This is a genomic window from Rhizobium sp. 62_C5_N11_2 (assembly GCF_051811185.1).
Classification (GTDB): domain Bacteria; phylum Pseudomonadota; class Alphaproteobacteria; order Rhizobiales; family Rhizobiaceae; genus Rhizobium; species Rhizobium leguminosarum.
This window is the reverse complement of sequence record NZ_JBPWPW010000001.1, coordinates 2,335,877-2,353,179: the sequence shown is the minus strand read 5'-3', so window position 1 is coordinate 2,353,179 and position 17,303 is coordinate 2,335,877. Positions and strand designations below refer to the sequence as shown.

The following is a 17,303-nucleotide window of genomic DNA, read 5'->3' as shown; positions in this document are numbered from 1 at the left end:
CGTCGGATTTGAGCCCGGCGGTCCGTTCCCTCAACCGACCGCCTACCTGCCGCTCTCCGGCCAAGTCGGCTGGCTGACGCTCTGCAGCAGTTCCGGTTCGACGCCGTCGATACGGGCGATGACGGCTTTGGCCATTTCGCGGCCGGCCTGGCGCACGTCTTCCTGGGCGGTGATGATCTCGGGGCGGATCCAGTTCAGGATCGGTACCGATTGCTTGGAAACCATGTCGAGATCGCGGCCGAGCGCTTTGCCGGCGGCCTCGATGCCGGCATTGACGGCGATTGCCGCGCTACCGGCCGAACAGACGATGCCGTCGGGGGCGTTGGCCGAGCGCATCATCACCTCGACGATGTCGCGGATGTCGGCGAGCGGGGCGTCGGTGTTGACGCGCAGCGGCACTTCCTCGGCGCCGTAATCATGCAGGCCGGTCTGGAAGCCGATGCGGATATGGGCGTAGTAGGTGAGCTTGCTCGGCGGCTGCAGCAGGGCAATGCGGCGCCGGCCGCGCTTGACGAGCTTTTCCACCGCCTGATGCGCGAAGGCCTCGTTGTCGAAATCGTGGAACGGGTGCGTGAGACCCGCGTCGGTGCGCCCATGTGTGGCGAAGGGCATGCCGCGCTCGCTCAGCAGCCGCACGCGCGGATCATCCGGCTCGATGCGGGAGATGATGACGCCGTCCGCCGAGCCGGTATCAAGGATATAGCGCACCGGCAGCATCGGGTCCTTGCTGTGGGAATGCGGCGTGATGACGATATGATAGGGCGTGCCGGATAGCACCTCGGAGATGCCGAAGACCATCTGGCTCGAGAAGCCCATGATCTCCTCGTCGATGCTGAGAACGAGGGCAATGACGTTGGTCTTGCCGGTGCGCAGGCGCACACCTGCTCTGTTCGGCTGGTAGCCGAGCTGGCGGGCGACCATGCGCACCCGCTCCTTGGTTTCCGCTCCGATATCCGGCGCATCCTTCAGCGCGCGCGACACCGTCGTCACGCCAAGGCCGGTCATGTAGGCGATCGTCTTCAACGTCGGGCGCTCGCGCGCTGCCGGCGTCGATGCCGTGTTCTCGAAATTTCCCTTGTTTTCCATCCCTTTAGGCCTGCCTCGCGCGAATTGGTGTCGCTTATAGAGGCTTTTTCCAGCGTCGTAAGCCCGCCGCCTGCCAAAATCGCGCCTCCCTGAGGAATGCAATCTGTAACGATACAGTAGAAATGTCGAGTGCTTTTTGTGGTGTGCGTTGCAACATTGTACGCATAGGTTGAATCGGCAATTCGTGCTTTGTTTTTTTGCGATTGCGAAGAGGCTGAATCGCACGGCTCAATTTATCGTGTAAAATTATTATGGTTATTCAAATAGATAAATTGAAAACGCATGTGCGAGAACGGCCGACTGCATTTCGCTTCAGGGGATGCGGCGCTTCCGATGGAAACAGGCAGAAGTAGCATTTCCCGTTATCGCGGAAAAATTTGCCTGCGGGCAGTTGCGTGGAGAAATCGATTGATCTAAGTTTTTCCGGCAACGTTTCAGTGAGGGAGGAGAACTCATGAAAATCCGTATAATGGCGGCCGTGCTTGCCGCTTCGGTCGCGCTTCCGTTCGGCGCCGCCAACGCCACCGATCTCGAAGTCACGCACTGGTGGACTTCGGGCGGCGAATCCGCTGCCGTCGCCGAGCTGGCAAAGGCATTCGACGCCACCGGCAACCACTGGGTCGACGGTGCTATCGCCGGTTCCGGCGGCACTGCCCGTCCGATCATGATCAGCCGCATCACCGGCGGCGATCCGATGGGCGCCACCCAGTTCAACCATGGCCGCCAGGCCGAGGAACTCGTCCAGGCCGGCCTGATGCGCGACCTGACCGATGTGGCGACCGCCGAGCACTGGAAGGATATCATTCGTCCGTCGAGCCTGCTCGATTCCTGCACCATCGACGGCAAGATCTACTGCGCTCCCGTCAACATCCACTCCTGGCAGTGGCTGTGGCTTTCGAACGCCGCCTTCAAGAAGGCCGGCGTCGAGGTTCCGAAGAACTGGGATGAATTCGTCGCTGCGGCTCCGGCACTCGAAAAGGCCGGCATCATTCCGCTCGCCGTCGGCGGTCAGCCGTGGCAGGCGACAGGCGCCTTCGACGTGCTGATGGTTGCGGTTGCCGGCAAGGATACCTTCAACAAGGTCTTCAAGGACAAGGACGCGGAAGTTGCCGCCGGGCCCGAAATCGCCAAGGTGTTCAAGGCGGCCGACGACGCTCGGCGCATGGCCAAAGGCAGCAACGTCCAGGATTGGAACCAGGCCACCAACCTTGTCATCACAGGCAAGGCTGGCGGCCAGATCATGGGCGACTGGGCGCAGGGTGAGTTCGCGCTCGCCGGTCAGAAGGCCGGTACCGACTATACCTGCCTGCCGGGCCTCGGCGTGAACGAGATCATCTCTACTGGCGGCGACGCCTTCTACTTCCCGCTGCTGAAGGACGAAGAAAAGTCCAAGGCGCAGGCCGTGCTTGCCAAGACCCTGCTCGATCCCAAGACCCAGGTTGCCTTCAACTTGAAGAAGGGTTCGCTGCCGGTTCGCGGCGACGTCGATCTCGCTGCCGCCAACGATTGCATGAAGAAGGGTCTCGACATCCTGGCCAAGGGCAACGTGATCCAAGGCACCGACCAGCTGCTTTCGGCCGACAGCCAGAAGCAGAAGGAAGACCTTTTCTCCGAATTCTTCGCCAATCCGTCGATGACGCCGGAAGACGCTCAGAAGCGTTTCGCCGGGATCATCGCTTCAGCTGACTGATCAGCAGATTCGCTGCCCTTGCGGTCCGGCTCCCATCGGGGCCGGATCGTTCCGGACGGTCGGTGATGGTCCGGCGGGCGGCGGCGTCTCTCTGGTATCTTCAGCAGGTTTCAGAGGTGGAGACGACAGGCGGCGCCTTGCCGATCTGTCACTGGTCGCAGCTGCGATTTGAGGAGAAGTATTCATGACGGGTCAAGCGCGAGCAGGCCGGCCAAATAAGTTACTGCGCAATCTGAATGCCAAGATTGCGTCCATTCCGATGATCCTGACGGCGCTGGTGATCTTTGTCGGCGGCACGTTTTGGACGGTCTTTTATTCATTCACTAATTCCAAGCTCCTTCCGCGGTTGAGCTTTGTCGGCTTCGATCAGTACCAGCGCCTTTGGGCGGCACCCCGCTGGGTGACGGCGATCGAGAATCTGGCTGTCTACGGCATCCTCTCGCTGATTTTCAGCCTGGTCATCGGTTTCATGCTCGCGGCACTGATGGACCAGAAGATCCGTTTCGAAAACACTTTCCGCACCATCTTTCTTTATCCCTTCGCGCTGTCCTTCATCGTGACGGGCCTCGTCTGGCAATGGGTTCTGAACCCCGATTTCGGCATTCAGGCGGTGGTGCGCTCGATGGGGTGGACGAGTTTCACCTTCAATCCGCTCTATACGCCTGAAATCGTCATCTACGGCATTCTGATCGCGGCGCTGTGGCAGGGAACGGGCCTCGTCATGTGCCTGATGCTTGCCGGCCTGCGTGGGATCGACGAGGACATCTGGAAAGCGGCGCGCGTGGACGGCATTCCGATGTGGAGGACCTATCTCTTCATCGTGATCCCGATGATGCGGCCGGTCTTTATCACGACGATCGTGATCATCGCCTCCGGCATCGTCAAGGTCTACGACCTCGTGGTCGCGCAGACATCGGGCGGACCGGGCATCTCCTCGGAAGTGCCGGCGAAATATGTCTACGATTACATGTTCCAGGCGCAGAACCTGGGGCAGGGCTTTGCTGCCTCGACCATGATGCTCGTCACAGTCGCGATCATTATCGTTCCGTGGGCCTATCTGGAATTCGGCGGAGGGCGCAAGCGTGGCTGATGTAGGAACTCTCAACACCACCGCGGCCGGCATCGACGCCGTCGCGCCTAAACTCGCCGAAGGCCCCAGCGGCCCCAGGCCGCGCCCGGCGGTGTCGGCGCGCAACATCATGCTCTACGGCACGCTTATCATCGCAGCGCTCTACTATCTGTTGCCGCTCTACGTGATGGTGGTGACGTCGCTGAAGGGTATGCCCGAGATCCGGCTCGGCAACATCTTTTCGCCGCCGGTAGAGATCACCTTCGAGCCCTGGGTGAAAGCCTGGGCGCAGGCTTGTACCGGGCTCAACTGCGATGGCCTGTCGCGCGGTTTCTGGAATTCGGTGCGCATCACGGTGCCATCGGTCATCATCTCGATCGCGATCGCCTCGGTGAACGGCTACGCGCTGGCAAACTGGCGCTTCAGAGGATCTGAGCTTTTCTTCTCGATCCTGATCATCGGCGCATTCATTCCCTATCAGGTGATGATCTATCCGATCGTCATCATCCTGCGCGAAATCGGCATCTACGGCACGCTGAGCGGCCTCGTGATCGTGCATTCGATCTTCGGCATGCCGATCCTGACGCTGCTCTTCCGAAACTATTTCGTGTCGCTGCCGGAGGAACTGTTCAAGGCGGCGCGTGTCGACGGGGCGGGCTTCTGGCAGATCTTCCTGCGGATCATGCTGCCGATGTCGCTGCCGATCTTCGTGGTCGCGATGATCCTGCAGGTAACCGGCATCTGGAACGACTTCCTGTTTGGCGTGGTGTTCACCCGGCCGGATACCTATCCGATGACCGTGCAGCTCAACAACATCGTCAATTCCGTCCAGGGCGTGAAGGAATACAACGTCAACATGGCGGCAACGATCCTGACGGGTCTCGTGCCGCTCATCGTCTACTTCGTGTCGGGACGGCTTTTCGTCCGCGGCATCGCCGCCGGCGCAGTGAAGGGTTGATCTCATGAATATGAATGCAAGCGTCTCCATCAAGGATCTGTCCCTGAACTTCGGTGCGGTGAGCGTGCTGAAGGATCTCAACCTCGACATCAACGACGGCGAATTCCTCGTGCTGCTCGGCTCGTCCGGCTGCGGCAAGTCGACCTTGCTGAATTGCATCGCCGGCCTGCTCGATGCGTCGGAAGGGCAGATCTTCATCAAGGGCAAGAACGTTACCTGGGAAGAGCCTAAGGACCGCGGCATCGGCATGGTGTTCCAGTCCTATGCGCTCTATCCGCAGATGACCGTCGAGAAGAACCTGTCCTTCGGTCTTCGCGTCGCCAAGGTGCCGCAGGCTGAGATCGACAAGCGCGTGGCGCGCGCCTCCGAAATCCTGCAGATTCAGCCGCTCCTGAAGCGCAAGCCGGCCGAACTTTCCGGCGGCCAGCGCCAGCGCGTGGCGATCGGCCGGGCGCTGGTGCGCGACGTCGACGTCTTCCTGTTCGACGAGCCTCTGTCCAACCTCGACGCCAAACTCCGCTCGGAGTTGCGCGTTGAGATCAAGCGCCTGCACCAGTCGCTGAAGAACACGATGATCTACGTCACCCACGACCAGATCGAGGCGCTGACGCTTGCCGACCGCATCGCCATCATGAAGAGCGGCATCATCCAGCAGCTCGACGATCCGACGACGATCTACAACAGGCCGCGCAATCTGTTCGTCGCCGGCTTCATCGGTTCGCCGTCAATGAATTTCCTGCATGGCGAGCTGGTCAAATCAGGCGACGGCATTGCCTTTTTGGCCAACGGCGTCATTTTCTCGCTCGCTGCCTACGACGCTAGCGAGACGCTGCAGCCCGGCCGCAAAGTGGTGCTCGGGGTCCGTCCAGAACACATCAAGGTCAACGAGAATACCGGCGGCGAAGAACATGACGCCACAGTCGATATCGAGGAGCCGATGGGCGCGGACAATCTGCTGTGGCTGAAACATGCCGGTCACACGATGTCGGTACGTGTCAACGGCGCACGCCGCTTCAACGTCGGAGCCAAGGTGAAGCTCAGCTTCGACATGACGGTCGCCTCGGTCTTCGATGCCGAAAGCGAACTGCGTCTCTAGAGAACTCTGCGGGCGGGGCCGAAATGGCGCCGCCCTACCTCCAATCGGCCATCAGGCCAGCCAAATTCGGCCGCGGTCCGGCTTGTCCGGCGATCCCAGGAGCGGCCCGATCGGGATACGACTATGACATCCTTGCCGAAGAACGGTTTCAACATCGACCTTTCCGGTTCGTGGCAGCTTGCCTCTGTCGATGGCGAGATCCGCACTACAATCATCTTGCCGGGCGACGTGCACACGGCGCTCCACCGGGCAGGACTGATCCCCGATCCCTATTTCGGCCGCAACGAGGAAAGGGTGCAGTGGGTCAGCGAGCGCGAATGGGCGGTCGAGCGCAGCTTCACGCTTCCTGAGGTCGAAGGCGACTGGTATCTCGATATCGACTATCTCGACACGGTCGCCAGCGTCCACGTCAACGGCTTCCTGGCGCTCGAAGCCGATAATAGCTTCCGCCGCTACCGGCCCTATATCTCCAGCATGCTGAAATCAGGCGACAACAGCATCCGCATCGTCTTTGCCTCCAGCATCGCCGTTGCCGCTGCGCGGCAGAAGCAGCAGCCCTTCTACATTCCCTACAGCACCGGCAATTCGCCAATCCCCGACGGCAACATGTTGCGCAAGCCGCAATGCCATTTCGGCTGGGACTGGAACATCGCCATTGCGCCGCTCGGCCTTTACGGGACGATCGCGCTGAAAAAGCTCGAAACGGCGCGCATCGAACACGTCGTCACCCGCCAGACCCACAATAATGACGGTTCGGTCGATCTCAAAGTGACGGCGACGCTGTTTTCCAAGGGGCCGGACATTGCCCAGGTCTATTTCGAGCTCGACGGCGAGCGCGTGCGCCTGGATGTCGGCGTCAATGGCGAGACCCATGTCAACCATCTCTTCCATATCGACAATCCACGCCTCTGGTGGCCGTCTGGCAGCGGTGAGCAGGCGCTCTACAGACTATCCGTCGAATTGCCGACGGATGAGGTGACCAAGCAGATCGGTCTTCGCACCATCGAACTGATCACCACGCCGGATGCATCAGGCAGCCGCTTCGCTTTCAAGGTCAACGGCCGCGAGATCTTCTGCCGCGGCGCCAACTGGATCCCGGCCGACGCGCTTTTTTCGCTGTCTTCGCCCGAGAAGACAGAGGACCTGCTGCAATCGGCCAAAGCCGCCAATATGAACATGATCCGCGTCTGGGGCGGCGGCTTCTACGAGCAGGATCATTTCTACGATCTCTGCGACCGGCTGGGCCTCATGGTCTGGCAGGACTTCATGTTCGCTTGCAACCTCTATCCCTCGACCGAGGACTTCCTCGACAATGTAACGATCGAGGTCGATTACCAGGTGCGCCGGCTCTCCTCGCATCCCTCGATCGTGCTCTGGTGCGGCGACAACGAGCTGGTCGGGGCGCTCACCTGGTTCGAAGAATCCCGCAAGGACCGCGACCGTTATCTCGTCTCCTATGATCGCCTCAACCGCACCATCGAGCAGGCGGTGAAGAAGGCGTTGCCCGGCGCGCTCTGGTGGCCGTCGAGCCCGGCGTCCGGCTATCTCGATTTCGGCGATGCCTGGCATGCGGACGGGTCCGGCGACATGCACTACTGGTCGGTCTGGCACGAGAACAAGTCGTTCGACAATTACCGTTCGGTGCGTCCGCGCTTCTGCTCGGAATTCGGCTTCCAGTCCTATACGTCGCTGCCTGTGATCAGGACCTATGCCGAGGAGAAGGACATGAACGTCGCTTCCCCCGTCATGGAGCTGCACCAGAAGAATGCCGGCGGTAACGAGCGCATCGCCGGCACGATGTTCCGCTATTTCCGCTTCCCCAAGGATTTTCCGAACTTCGTCTATCTCTCCCAGATCCAGCAGGGGCTGGCGATCAAGACGGCGGTGGAATACTGGCGGTCGCTCAAACCCCATTGCATGGGCACGATCTACTGGCAGCTCAACGACACCTGGCCGGTCGCCTCCTGGTCGAGCCTCGACTATGGCGGCCGCTGGAAGGCGATGCACTATCTCGTCAAGCGCTTCTTCCAACCGGTCGCGGTCGCTGCCATTCCTTCCGATGACGGAAAGACGATCCGCTTCTCGCTGGTCAACGACACGCTTGCCGATGTCAGCGTTGATCTTGCAGTCTCGATCCTGACGGTAAAGGGCGAACGCCGGCACCTGAAGGACGTGCAGGCCGTGTGTTCGCCGGATGCGGCCGTCACTGCCGCGAGCATCGACGTTTCCGATATTCCCGAGGGAACGCTGCTTGCCTGGCACTTCACCGCGTCGAACGGCACGGGCGGCGAGGGGCATTACGTCAACGGTACCTACAAGGCGCTGGAGCTGGAGCCCGCGGGGCTTGCTGTCACCCACGAATATGTCGAGGAGAATGGCTCCGTCGACATCAACGTCACCGCTAGGGGACTTGCGCTCTTCGTGATGATCGAGACCGAGACGGACGGAAAATATTCCGACAATGCCTTCGATCTCGCGGCCGGCGAGAGCCGCCGCATCACCTTTACCCCGGCACGGCCGCTTGATCGTGGCGCGCTTCCGGAGTTCCGATTCTACGACCTGTATTCCTGCCAGTCGGCGGATTGATCTTGCAAGAATGGGCACGAGGCCCAAGGAGAACATAATGACGAAACTCAGCTACCAGCTCTATAGCGCCCGCAACTTCCAGCCTTATTCGGCGATTTTCGAAAAACTTGGCAAATCAGGCTATGCCGAAGTCGAGGGCTTCGGCGGTATCTATGCCGATCTCGACGATGCCGGGCTGAAGAGCCTTCGCGCTGAGCTCGACAAGAATGGCCTGGTTATGGCGAGCGGCCATTTCAGCCCCGACTTTCTCGAGAAGGAGGTTGAGAAGTCGCTGAACATTGCCAAGATCCTCGGCATGGATTCGATTTATGCGCCGCATCTGGCGGCCGAGGAACGCCCGTCCGACGCTGCCGGCTGGGCCGCCTTCGGCAAACGCCTGCAGGAGATCAGCAAGCCCTACAAGGCTGCCGGCTACGAATTCGGCTGGCACAATCATGATTTCGAATTCTTCAAGCTGCAGGATGGCTCGCGGCCGATCGAGCACATCTTCGAAGGCGCGCCAGACATTTCCTGGGAAGCCGATATCGCCTGGGTTATCCGCGGCGGCGCCGATCCCTTCGCCTGGGTCGAGAAGCTCGGACCGCGCATCACCGCGGTCCATGTCAAGGACATCGCACCGGTCGGCGAGGCGACGGATGAGAGCGGCTGGGCAGATGTCGGTCACGGCAAGGTCGAGTGGGCCAGGCTGATGACGGCGTTGCGCGCCACCAAGGCCAAGCACTACGTCGTCGAACACGATAACCCGAATGACATCGACCGCAATATCAGCCGCTCGATCGCATCCTTCCAGACCTACTGAGGCTTCATCATGACCAAGGAACTTGGCGTCGGCATCATCGGATGCGGCAACATCTCCACCACTTACTTCTCGCTGGCACCGCTCTTCAAGGGGCTGAAGGTGCTGGCCTGCGCCGATATCAACGCACAGGCGGCCGAGGCGCGGGCCCAGGAATATGGCGTCAAAGCGCAGACGATCGACGCGCTTCTCGTCAATGACGAGATCGACGTCGTCGTCAACCTGACGATCCCGGATGCGCATTTCCGGGTATCGAAGGCGATCCTCGAGGCCGGAAAACACGTCTATTCCGAAAAGCCGCTGGTGCTTTCGCTCGAAGAGGGCGAGGAGCTTCGCCGCATCGCCAAGCAGAAGAACCTTGCCGTCGGCTGCGCGCCCGACACTTTCCTCGGCGGCGCCCATCAACTCGCCCGCAAGTTCATCGATGACGGCGGCATCGGCCGGGTGACCTCGGGCGCCTGCTACGTCATGAGCCCCGGCATGGAGATGTGGCATCCGAACCCGGATTTCTTCTTCCTGCCGGGCGGCGGCCCGATCCTCGATCTCGGCCCCTATTACATCGCTAATCTGATCAATCTGATCGGCCCGGTCAAACGTGTCGGCGGCATGACCTCGATGGCGTCGCCCACCCGCACGATCACCAGCGAGCCGCGCAATGGCGAGATCATCCCGGTCAAGACGCCGACGACGATCCAGGCGCTGCTCGAATTCGTCAACGGCGCCACGGTGACGCTGACGGCGAGCTGGGATGTGTGGTCGCACCGCCATGCCAACATGGAGCTCTACGGCACCGATGGCTCGCTCTACGTACCGGACCCGAACTTCTTCGGCGGCGTCGTCGAGGCCAGCGGCCGCGACAAGGACATCAAGCCGCTGGAGACTTGGGAGCATCCGTTCGGCAAGATCAACCAGGAAAACCCGAACGGCGCGCGCGCCAACTACCGCACCGCCGGCCTTGCCGACATGGTGATGGCGCTGATCGAGGGGCGCGATGCGCGCTGCTCGCTCGACCGCACGCTGCACGGCGTCGACGTCATGACCTCGATCCTGAAATCGGGCGAGGAGGGCCGTTTCATTGACCTGACGACGACCTGCACGCAACCGGCCGCCCTCGGCATCGAAGAAGCGCAGGCGCTCTTGAAGTAACAGGAAGAATGCCTGTATCTCGTTGGACCGCGAGACACCGTCAAAGTCGTTATCCTCGGCCTTGTGCCGAGGATCTACAGGCAGGGCGGCAGATGCTAGACACAAGGCGAGCATGACGACTGTGTAGATATTTTAGCAAGGAGAGTCTTATGAGCTGGCAACCAGCCGCAGACCGCTATTCGAAAATGAAATATAACCGCACGGGCCGTTCCGGTCTGAAGCTGCCGGCCGTCTCCCTCGGCCTCTGGCACAATTTCGGCGGGGACACGCCGCATGACCGCAAGATCGACATGTGCCGCACGGCCTTCGACCTCGGCATCACCCATTTCGACCTCGCCAACAATTACGGCCCGCCGCCCGGCAGTGCAGAAACTGCCTTTGGCGAGATCCTGCGCACCGAATTCGCTGGGCTTCGCGACGAGCTGATCATCTCCTCCAAAGCCGGCTACGACATGTGGCCGGGACCCTATGGCGAATGGGGCAGCCGCAAATACCTGATCGCCTCCTGCGACCAAAGCCTGAAGCGCATGGGCCTCGATTATGTCGATATCTTCTATTCGCACCGCTTCGACCCGGAAACACCATTGGAAGAGACCTGCGGCGCGCTCGATCATATCGTCCGTTCCGGCCGGGCACTCTATGTCGGCATTTCCTCCTATAATTCGCAGCGCTCGCGCGAAGCCGCAAAGATCCTTGGGGAACTCGGCACACCGTGCCTGATTCACCAGCCGAGCTATTCGATGCTCAACCGCTGGGTCGAGGACGACAGGCTGCTCGATACGCTGGATGAGGTCGGCATGGGCTCGATCGTTTTCTCGCCGCTTGCCCAGGGCATGCTGACGACGAAATATCTCGGTGGCATTCCCGAAGACAGCCGCGCGGCGCAGAACCACTTTCTCAAGCGCGACTACATCCGCCCCTCGATCATCGACAATATCCGCAAGCTCAACGAGATCGCCGAAAGGCGCGGCCAGACGCTGGCGCAGATGGCGATCGCCTGGGTACTGCGCGGCGGCCGCGTGACCTCGGCGCTGATCGGCGCCAGCCGCTCGTCGCAGATCGTCGATTGCGTCAAGGCGCTCGACAATCTCGAATTCAGTGTCGAGGAGCTTGCCGAGATCGACGTCTATGCCCGCGAGGCCGACATCAACCTCTGGGCCAAGTCCGCCGAACGCGAATAGTCACGTCAGGCCCGGAGGCAAGTCTTCCGGGCCTTTTTCTGCTATAATCTGATGTACGTACAGCAAAAAAGCACCGCCGGTCGGAGGAGACCCTGTCATGATCCGCAACCCCATCTTGCCCGGGTTTAACCCCGATCCGTCGATCTGCCGCGTCGGCGCGGATTATTACATCGCCACCTCGACCTTCGAATGGTATCCCGGCGTGCAGATCCACCATTCGCGGGACCTGGTGAACTGGACACTGGTGCGCCGGCCGCTAGAGCGGAGATCGCAGCTCGACATGCGCGGCAATCCGGATAGCTGCGGCATCTGGGCGCCGTGCCTGTCCTATGCCGACGGGCAGTTCTGGCTGGTCTATACCGACGTCAAGCGTTACGACGGCAATTTCAAGGATGCGCCGAACTACATCGTCACGGCACCTACGATCGAGGCCGATTGGTCCGAGCCGGTCTATGTCAATTCCTCCGGCTTCGATCCCTCGCTCTTCCATGACGATGACGGCCGCAAGTGGTTCGTCAACATGCAGTGGAACCACCGCACCGAAAGCTATGGCGGCTCGCCGAAATCGCCGGCCTTCGACGGCATCCTGCTGCAGGAATGGGATCCGGCGGCAAAGGCGCTGAAGGGGCCGATCAAGAACATCTTCGCAGGCAGCCCGCTCGGCCTCGTCGAGGGCCCGCATCTCTTCAAGCGCAATGGCTGGTATTTTCTGACGACCGCCGAGGGCGGCACCGGCTACGACCATGCCGTCACCATGGCGCGGTCGCGAAAGATCGACGGACCCTATGAGATGCATCCGAACATGCATCTCATCACCTCCAAGGATCATCCGGGCGCAGTGCTGCAGCGAGCAGGGCATGGCCAATATGTCGAGACGCCGGAGGGCGAGGCCTATCACACCCATCTCTGCGGCCGGCCGCTACCGCCGAAACGGCGCTGCACGCTGGGGCGCGAGACATCCTTACAGAAATGCGTCTGGCGCGACGATGACTGGCTCTATCTTGAAAACGGCACCGCGGTGCCCGATGTCGATGTGCCGGGCCTCTTTGGCGCGGTTCCCGTGGAAAAGCCGATGCGCAGCGAATACAACTTCGACAGCGGCACATTGCCTGCCGATTTCCAGTGGCTGCGCACGCCCGAGCCCAAGCGCATCTTTAACCTGACGGATCGTCCCGGCCATCTGCGCCTGATTGCGCGCGAAAGCATCGGCTCCTGGTTCGAACAGTCGCTGGTCGCCCGCCGCCAGGAACACCACAGTTTCCGCGCCGAGACCGTGATCGAGTTCTCGCCCGACACCTATCAGCAGGTGGCGGGGCTGACGCATTACTACAACCGTCACAAGTTCCACGCGGTTGCTGTGACGCTGCACGAAACACTCGGCCGCTGCGTGACGATCCTCTCCTGCAACGGCGACTACCCGAACGGACGCCTGAGCTTTCCCGCCGACAGCGGGGTTTCGATCGCCGCCGAGGGCCGCGTTCAGCTCGCCATGGAAATCCGCGAGAACGACCTGCAATTCTTCTGGCAGACAGAAGGCAAGGGCGCCTGGCAGCCGATCGGCCCGATTCTTGACGCCGGCGTGATTTCCGACGAGGGCGGACGTGGCGAACACGGCTCCTTCACCGGCGCCTTCGCTGGCGTATTCGCTTTCGATACGTCGGGCCGGGCGAAGGCAGCGGATTTCGATTGGTTCAATTACGACGAGCTGTAAGGGTGCACCCTTGGTCGCTTTCATCCGCAATGGATCACGGAAAGAGCGAGGAGCGGAGAAGAGGCACATAAAAAGAAAGCCGGCGCAGGGCCGGCTAAGACGGAACGCGGCTGAACAGGGGATACTGGCCGGTTCCAAGCACTTCGTGACTGAACAATAACTTTGACTACATGCAGAGGCAGCGAAAAAGGGGCGCAACGAGAACACCCGGAGACGGCTCCGCAAAGGGGTGGGCGGCGGGCGCGGATGCCGGTGCTGGCCTCGGCTCCCTTATCGGGCATGAATATCACCGGATGATGACATCTGAAGCCGGCGCTGCTTTTCTTTCGCGAAAGCCGACGCCGGCTACTTCGCCCGCGTCAACAGGTCAGCGGGCCAACTGTGTTAGCAGCGTGAATGCAGTGTTCATGGCTTAAGGATGTTAAAGCGTTACAAAGGGACTATATAGCGGCCGAAGTAACTTCCGAGAATCCGCAAGAGTCCCGCATGGCCCCCATCATTTCCGTTCAGAACCTCACCAAGACCTATGCCAATGGGTTCGAGGCCCTGAAGGGCATCAATCTCGACGTCGAAAAGGGTGAGATCCTGGCGCTGCTTGGGCCAAACGGTGCGGGCAAGACGACGCTGATCTCGATCATCTGCGGCATCGCCAATCCGAGCGGCGGCCGGGTGTTGGTCGCCGGCCACGACGTCGTGAAGGATTTCCGCGCCACCCGCGGGATGATCGGGCTGGTGCCGCAGGAGCTGACCACCGATCAGTTCGAAACGGTGTTCAATACGGTGAGCTTTTCGCGCGGTCTGCACGGCAAGAAGGCCAATCCTGCCCATATCGAGAAGGTGCTGCGCGCGCTCTCGCTCTGGGACAAAAAGGACAATATGCTGCGCCAACTCTCTGGCGGCATGAAGCGACGGGTACTGATCGCCAAGGCGCTCTCGCATGAGCCGGATATTCTTTTCCTTGACGAGCCGACTGCCGGCGTCGACGTGACGCTGCGCAAGGACATGTGGCATGTCGTCGAAGAGCTTAGGGCCTCTGGCGTCACGATCATCCTGACCACCCATTATATCGAAGAGGCCGAGGAAATCGCCGACCGCGTCGGCGTCATCAACGGCGGCGAATTGCTGCTCGTCGAGGACAAGGCGGCGCTGATGGCCAAGCTCGGTCGCAAGCAGCTCATTCTCGATCTCACCGAACCGCTCAGCCGGCTGCCGGATTGTTTTGCCGGCAATGGGCTGACGCTGCAAGCGGACGGCAGCCGGCTGATCTATGATTTCGATTCTGACAACGAGCAGGAAAGCATCGCGGCACTGCTGACCCGACTCGGCGAGAACAACATTCATTTCAAGGATCTCTCGACGCGGCAAAGCTCGCTCGAGGATATTTTCGTGGCGCTGGTGGGAGCGGGCAAATGAACGTCGAGGCGGTCAAATCGATCTATTTCTTTGAGATGGCGCGCACGCGCCGCACGCTGCTGCAGAGCGTCATCTCGCCCGTGATCTCAACCTCGCTTTATTTCATCGTCTTCGGTGCCGCGGTCGGTTCACGTATCCAGGAGGTGGAGGGCGTGTCCTACGGCGCCTTTATCACACCCGGCTTGATCATGCTGACGCTGCTTGGCCAGTGCATCAGCAATGGCTCCTTTGGCATTTATTTCCCGAAATTCACCGGCACGATATACGAGGTACTTTCGGCGCCGGTGGCGATGACGGAGATCCTGCTCGGTTATGTCGGGGCGGCGGCGACCAAGGGGATGCTCATCGGCTTCATCATTCTCTTGACAGCCAATCTTTTCGTCGACGTCAGGATCGAGCATCCCTTCATGATGATCCTGTTCTTCCTGCTGACAGCGATCACCTTCAGTCTGTTCGGCTTCATGATCGGCATCTGGGCCGGCAATTTCGAACAGCTGAACCTCATTCCCATGCTGGTCGTGCCGCCGCTGACCTTCCTCGGCGGGAGTTTCTATTCGGTCAGCATGCTGCCGCCCTTCTGGCAGGTGGTCAGCCACCTCAATCCGGTGCTCTATCTCGTCAGCGGCTTCCGCTGGAGCTTTTACGGGATCGCCGATGTCAATCCGGCGATCAGCCTGGCGATGATCACGGTATTCCTGGTGATCTGCCTGGGAACACTCGCCTGGATCTTCAAGACCGGTTACCGGCTGCGCAACTGATCGTCTCTGAAACAACCATCGGAAAACTCGATGATGTCATCGGTTTCTTCCGTTTTTCTTCCGCTCCGGCCTGAGGCATCTGCTGCGTCAGCCAAGAAGGAGACGGCAGATGACGGATATCAGGATCGAAGGCGCGAAGATCATTATTGTTGGCGGCAGTTCCGGAATGGGGCTGGCGCTGGCGAGGCGTTTGCTCGGGGAAGGGGCGGCGGTGACGATTGCAGGACGCAGCGAAGATAGGCTTGCGGCGGCCCGCCGCGCTCTCGGTGACTATCCTGGAGTGGCGACGATTGCCGTCGACATATCGCGGGAGGAAGAGGTCGCGGCGCTGTTCCGCAAAGGCGGGCCGGTCGATCACATCGTCAGCACGGCGGCCGATATCGGAGGAGCCTATCAGCTGCTGCCTTCGATCGAGCTTGCGGCGGCGCAAAGGGTGGTCGAGAGCAAGTTCTACGGGCCGCTGATGCTGGCGAAATATGGTGCCGCCCATTTGCCGCCCTCAGGATCGATCACCTATACGTCAGGTGTTGCGGCCTACCGGCCCGCGGCGCGTGGATCGGTGGTCGCCGCCGTCAATGCGGCGCTGGAGGGCCTGGTCAGGGCACTTGCAGTCGAACTAGCGCCGATCCGGATCAACGCGGTGTCGCCCGGGTGGGTGGATACACCGATCTGGAGCTTCGTGGTCGGCGACGCCAAGCAGGCGACGCTCGACGCGATGGCGCAGCGCCTGCCGGCGGGGCGCGTTGGACGGCCTGATGATATTGCCGATGCGATCCGCTTCCTGATCGGCAACGGATTCACGACAGGCACTATCCTGCATGTCGAAGGCGGGCATCGGCTGATCTGAGCGGCGAGAGTTCTTCGCTTGCAGATTGCAGCAGGATGGTAAGCGCCGGCGACTGCACGCGCCTGCGCCGCCACATCATCACCAGCGAGGCTGCGGGTGGTTTGCCCGGCCAGGGCAGTTCGACGACGTCGCCCCGTGTGGCGGCCGGGCCGAGCGCAAGGCGCGGCACGAGGCCATAACCGGGGCCGGATGCAACGAGTCGGATGATCGTCGCGATGCTGTCAGCTTCCGTGACGATTGATGGTGCTGCAATGTGTGCTTCGGCAAAGGCGGTGTCGAACAGGTGACGGTAGACGCAACCGGTTTCGGTGGCGACGAAGGGCACGGTGCTGAGTGCCGTGAGGCTTTCCGGTGGCCGGGCTTGCGCATCGCGGCCGGCAATCAGCACCAGCGGTTCGCTGCAGATGCGGCGCGTCAAGAAGCGTTCATCCTGCTGCCCGCGATCGAAGGTGAAGGCGACGTCGATCGAGCCGTGTTGCAATTGCGCAAGCAATTCGCCGCTGCCGTTGACCTTAAGCTTGAGGCCGACGCGTGGGTTCTTCTTGCGAAAGAGTGACAGCCAGGGCGCTAGCCTTTCGGCGGCTATGGTTTCGAGCGTGCCCAAGGTAATCGACTGTTCGGCGCTGCCGGCTGCAGCATTGACGGCGTCCTTCGCCTCGTCGTTTAGCGCCAGTATCTCTTCGGCGTAGGCCTTGAGGACCGCACCTGCCGGCGTCGGGACAACGCCCTGCCGGGAGCGGAGAAAGAGCTCTGCGCCCAATTCCTCTTCGAGCGCCTGGATCTGGTCGCTGAGGCTCGATTGGGCGAGGCTGACCTCGGCAGCGGCGCGCGTGAGATTTTCGTGCCGGATCACTGCGAGGAATGTCTTCAATTGTCGTGGATTCATATCGGGCTCCAGTATGGCGCGCCGAGACGCCTTGAACGCAGGATAGCAACAAAGCAGAACACGCTGCAACGCAGGAGCAT

14 protein-coding genes are annotated in these 17,303 nt (G+C 61.0%); 12 read left to right on the top strand and 2 right to left on the bottom strand.

Annotated elements, in window-relative coordinates:
• Positions 1-42 precede the first annotated feature (42 nt).
• The gene (locus AB8B31_RS11840) at positions 43-1,086 is read right to left on the bottom strand and encodes a LacI family transcriptional regulator (protein WP_018242366.1); all 1,044 of its coding nucleotides are present in this window, start codon (positions 1,084-1,086) and stop codon (positions 43-45) included.
• 454 nt (positions 1,087-1,540) lie between these two features.
• On the opposite strand from AB8B31_RS11840, the gene AB8B31_RS11835 reads away from it, so the two are divergent.
• The 12 genes from AB8B31_RS11835 (at position 1,541) to AB8B31_RS11780 (ending at position 16,337) form a co-directional block, all read left to right on the top strand.
• On the top strand, positions 1,541-2,776 hold the full coding sequence (locus AB8B31_RS11835) for an ABC transporter substrate-binding protein (RefSeq protein WP_018242365.1): 1,236 nt from the start codon (positions 1,541-1,543) through the stop codon (positions 2,774-2,776).
• Positions 2,777-2,960: 184 nt separating this feature from the next.
• The gene (locus AB8B31_RS11830; protein ID WP_018242364.1) at positions 2,961-3,866 is read left to right on the top strand and encodes a carbohydrate ABC transporter permease; all 906 of its coding nucleotides are present in this window, start codon (positions 2,961-2,963) and stop codon (positions 3,864-3,866) included.
• Positions 3,859-4,803, top strand: a complete 945-nt coding sequence (locus AB8B31_RS11825; RefSeq protein ID WP_018242363.1) for a carbohydrate ABC transporter permease — start codon at positions 3,859-3,861, stop codon at positions 4,801-4,803. The genes AB8B31_RS11830 and AB8B31_RS11825 overlap by 8 nt, the downstream gene beginning before the upstream one ends.
• 4 nt (positions 4,804-4,807) lie before the next feature.
• Positions 4,808-5,899, top strand: a complete 1,092-nt coding sequence (locus tag AB8B31_RS11820) for an ABC transporter ATP-binding protein (protein WP_003540428.1) — start codon at positions 4,808-4,810, stop codon at positions 5,897-5,899.
• A gap of 123 nt (positions 5,900-6,022) precedes the next feature.
• Positions 6,023-8,485 carry a beta-mannosidase gene (locus tag AB8B31_RS11815; protein ID WP_131702688.1) on the top strand — a complete coding sequence of 821 codons (2,463 nt, stop codon included), beginning with the start codon at positions 6,023-6,025 and terminating at the stop codon, positions 8,483-8,485.
• Positions 8,486-8,522: 37 nt separating this feature from the next.
• The gene (locus tag AB8B31_RS11810) at positions 8,523-9,284 is read left to right on the top strand and encodes a sugar phosphate isomerase/epimerase family protein (protein ID WP_028733073.1); all 762 of its coding nucleotides are present in this window, start codon (positions 8,523-8,525) and stop codon (positions 9,282-9,284) included.
• A gap of 9 nt (positions 9,285-9,293) precedes the next feature.
• On the top strand, positions 9,294-10,427 hold the full coding sequence (locus AB8B31_RS11805) for a Gfo/Idh/MocA family protein (RefSeq protein WP_028733072.1): 1,134 nt from the start codon (positions 9,294-9,296) through the stop codon (positions 10,425-10,427).
• 149 nt (positions 10,428-10,576) lie between these two features.
• Positions 10,577-11,608 carry an L-glyceraldehyde 3-phosphate reductase gene (gene mgrA / locus AB8B31_RS11800; protein ID WP_028733071.1) on the top strand — a complete coding sequence of 344 codons (1,032 nt, stop codon included), beginning with the start codon at positions 10,577-10,579 and terminating at the stop codon, positions 11,606-11,608.
• 97 nt (positions 11,609-11,705) lie between these two features.
• Entirely contained in the window at positions 11,706-13,319 is a 1,614-nt protein-coding gene (locus AB8B31_RS11795) for a glycoside hydrolase family 43 protein (protein ID WP_028733070.1), read from the top strand.
• A 486-nt stretch (positions 13,320-13,805) separates the two neighbouring features.
• Positions 13,806-14,732: an ABC transporter ATP-binding protein gene (locus AB8B31_RS11790; RefSeq protein ID WP_027684383.1), complete on the top strand. Its 927-nt coding sequence runs from the start codon at positions 13,806-13,808 to the stop codon at positions 14,730-14,732.
• Positions 14,729-15,490, top strand: a complete 762-nt coding sequence (locus AB8B31_RS11785; RefSeq protein WP_018242356.1) for an ABC transporter permease — start codon at positions 14,729-14,731, stop codon at positions 15,488-15,490. The genes AB8B31_RS11790 and AB8B31_RS11785 overlap by 4 nt, the downstream gene beginning before the upstream one ends.
• A 109-nt stretch (positions 15,491-15,599) precedes the next feature.
• On the top strand, positions 15,600-16,337 hold the full coding sequence (locus tag AB8B31_RS11780) for an SDR family oxidoreductase (protein WP_028733069.1): 738 nt from the start codon (positions 15,600-15,602) through the stop codon (positions 16,335-16,337).
• Here the strand turns inward: AB8B31_RS11780 and AB8B31_RS11775 are convergent.
• Complete coding sequence (locus tag AB8B31_RS11775; RefSeq protein WP_028733068.1) at positions 16,300-17,223, bottom strand: LysR family transcriptional regulator; 924 nt, start codon at positions 17,221-17,223, stop codon at positions 16,300-16,302. The genes AB8B31_RS11780 and AB8B31_RS11775 overlap by 38 nt on opposite strands.
• Positions 17,224-17,303: the final 80 nt, after the last annotated feature.

What these genes read in the sequence shown, in the direction of transcription:
- AB8B31_RS11840 (WP_018242366.1), bottom strand. Translation starts at nt 1,086, where the DNA reads ATGGAAAACAAGGGAAATTTCGAGAACACGGCATCGACGCCGGCAGCG.
- AB8B31_RS11835 (WP_018242365.1), top strand. Translation starts at nt 1,541, where the DNA reads ATGAAAATCCGTATAATGGCGGCCGTGCTTGCCGCTTCGGTCGCGCTT.
- AB8B31_RS11830 (WP_018242364.1), top strand. Translation starts at nt 2,961, where the DNA reads ATGACGGGTCAAGCGCGAGCAGGCCGGCCAAATAAGTTACTGCGCAAT.
- AB8B31_RS11820 (WP_003540428.1), top strand. Translation starts at nt 4,808, where the DNA reads ATGAATATGAATGCAAGCGTCTCCATCAAGGATCTGTCCCTGAACTTC.
- AB8B31_RS11815 (WP_131702688.1), top strand. Translation starts at nt 6,023, where the DNA reads ATGACATCCTTGCCGAAGAACGGTTTCAACATCGACCTTTCCGGTTCG.
- AB8B31_RS11810 (WP_028733073.1), top strand. Translation starts at nt 8,523, where the DNA reads ATGACGAAACTCAGCTACCAGCTCTATAGCGCCCGCAACTTCCAGCCT.
- AB8B31_RS11805 (WP_028733072.1), top strand. Translation starts at nt 9,294, where the DNA reads ATGACCAAGGAACTTGGCGTCGGCATCATCGGATGCGGCAACATCTCC.
- mgrA (WP_028733071.1), top strand. Translation starts at nt 10,577, where the DNA reads ATGAGCTGGCAACCAGCCGCAGACCGCTATTCGAAAATGAAATATAAC.
- AB8B31_RS11795 (WP_028733070.1), top strand. Translation starts at nt 11,706, where the DNA reads ATGATCCGCAACCCCATCTTGCCCGGGTTTAACCCCGATCCGTCGATC.
- AB8B31_RS11790 (WP_027684383.1), top strand. Translation starts at nt 13,806, where the DNA reads ATGGCCCCCATCATTTCCGTTCAGAACCTCACCAAGACCTATGCCAAT.
- AB8B31_RS11785 (WP_018242356.1), top strand. Translation starts at nt 14,729, where the DNA reads ATGAACGTCGAGGCGGTCAAATCGATCTATTTCTTTGAGATGGCGCGC.
- AB8B31_RS11780 (WP_028733069.1), top strand. Translation starts at nt 15,600, where the DNA reads ATGACGGATATCAGGATCGAAGGCGCGAAGATCATTATTGTTGGCGGC.
- AB8B31_RS11775 (WP_028733068.1), bottom strand. Translation starts at nt 17,223, where the DNA reads ATGAATCCACGACAATTGAAGACATTCCTCGCAGTGATCCGGCACGAA.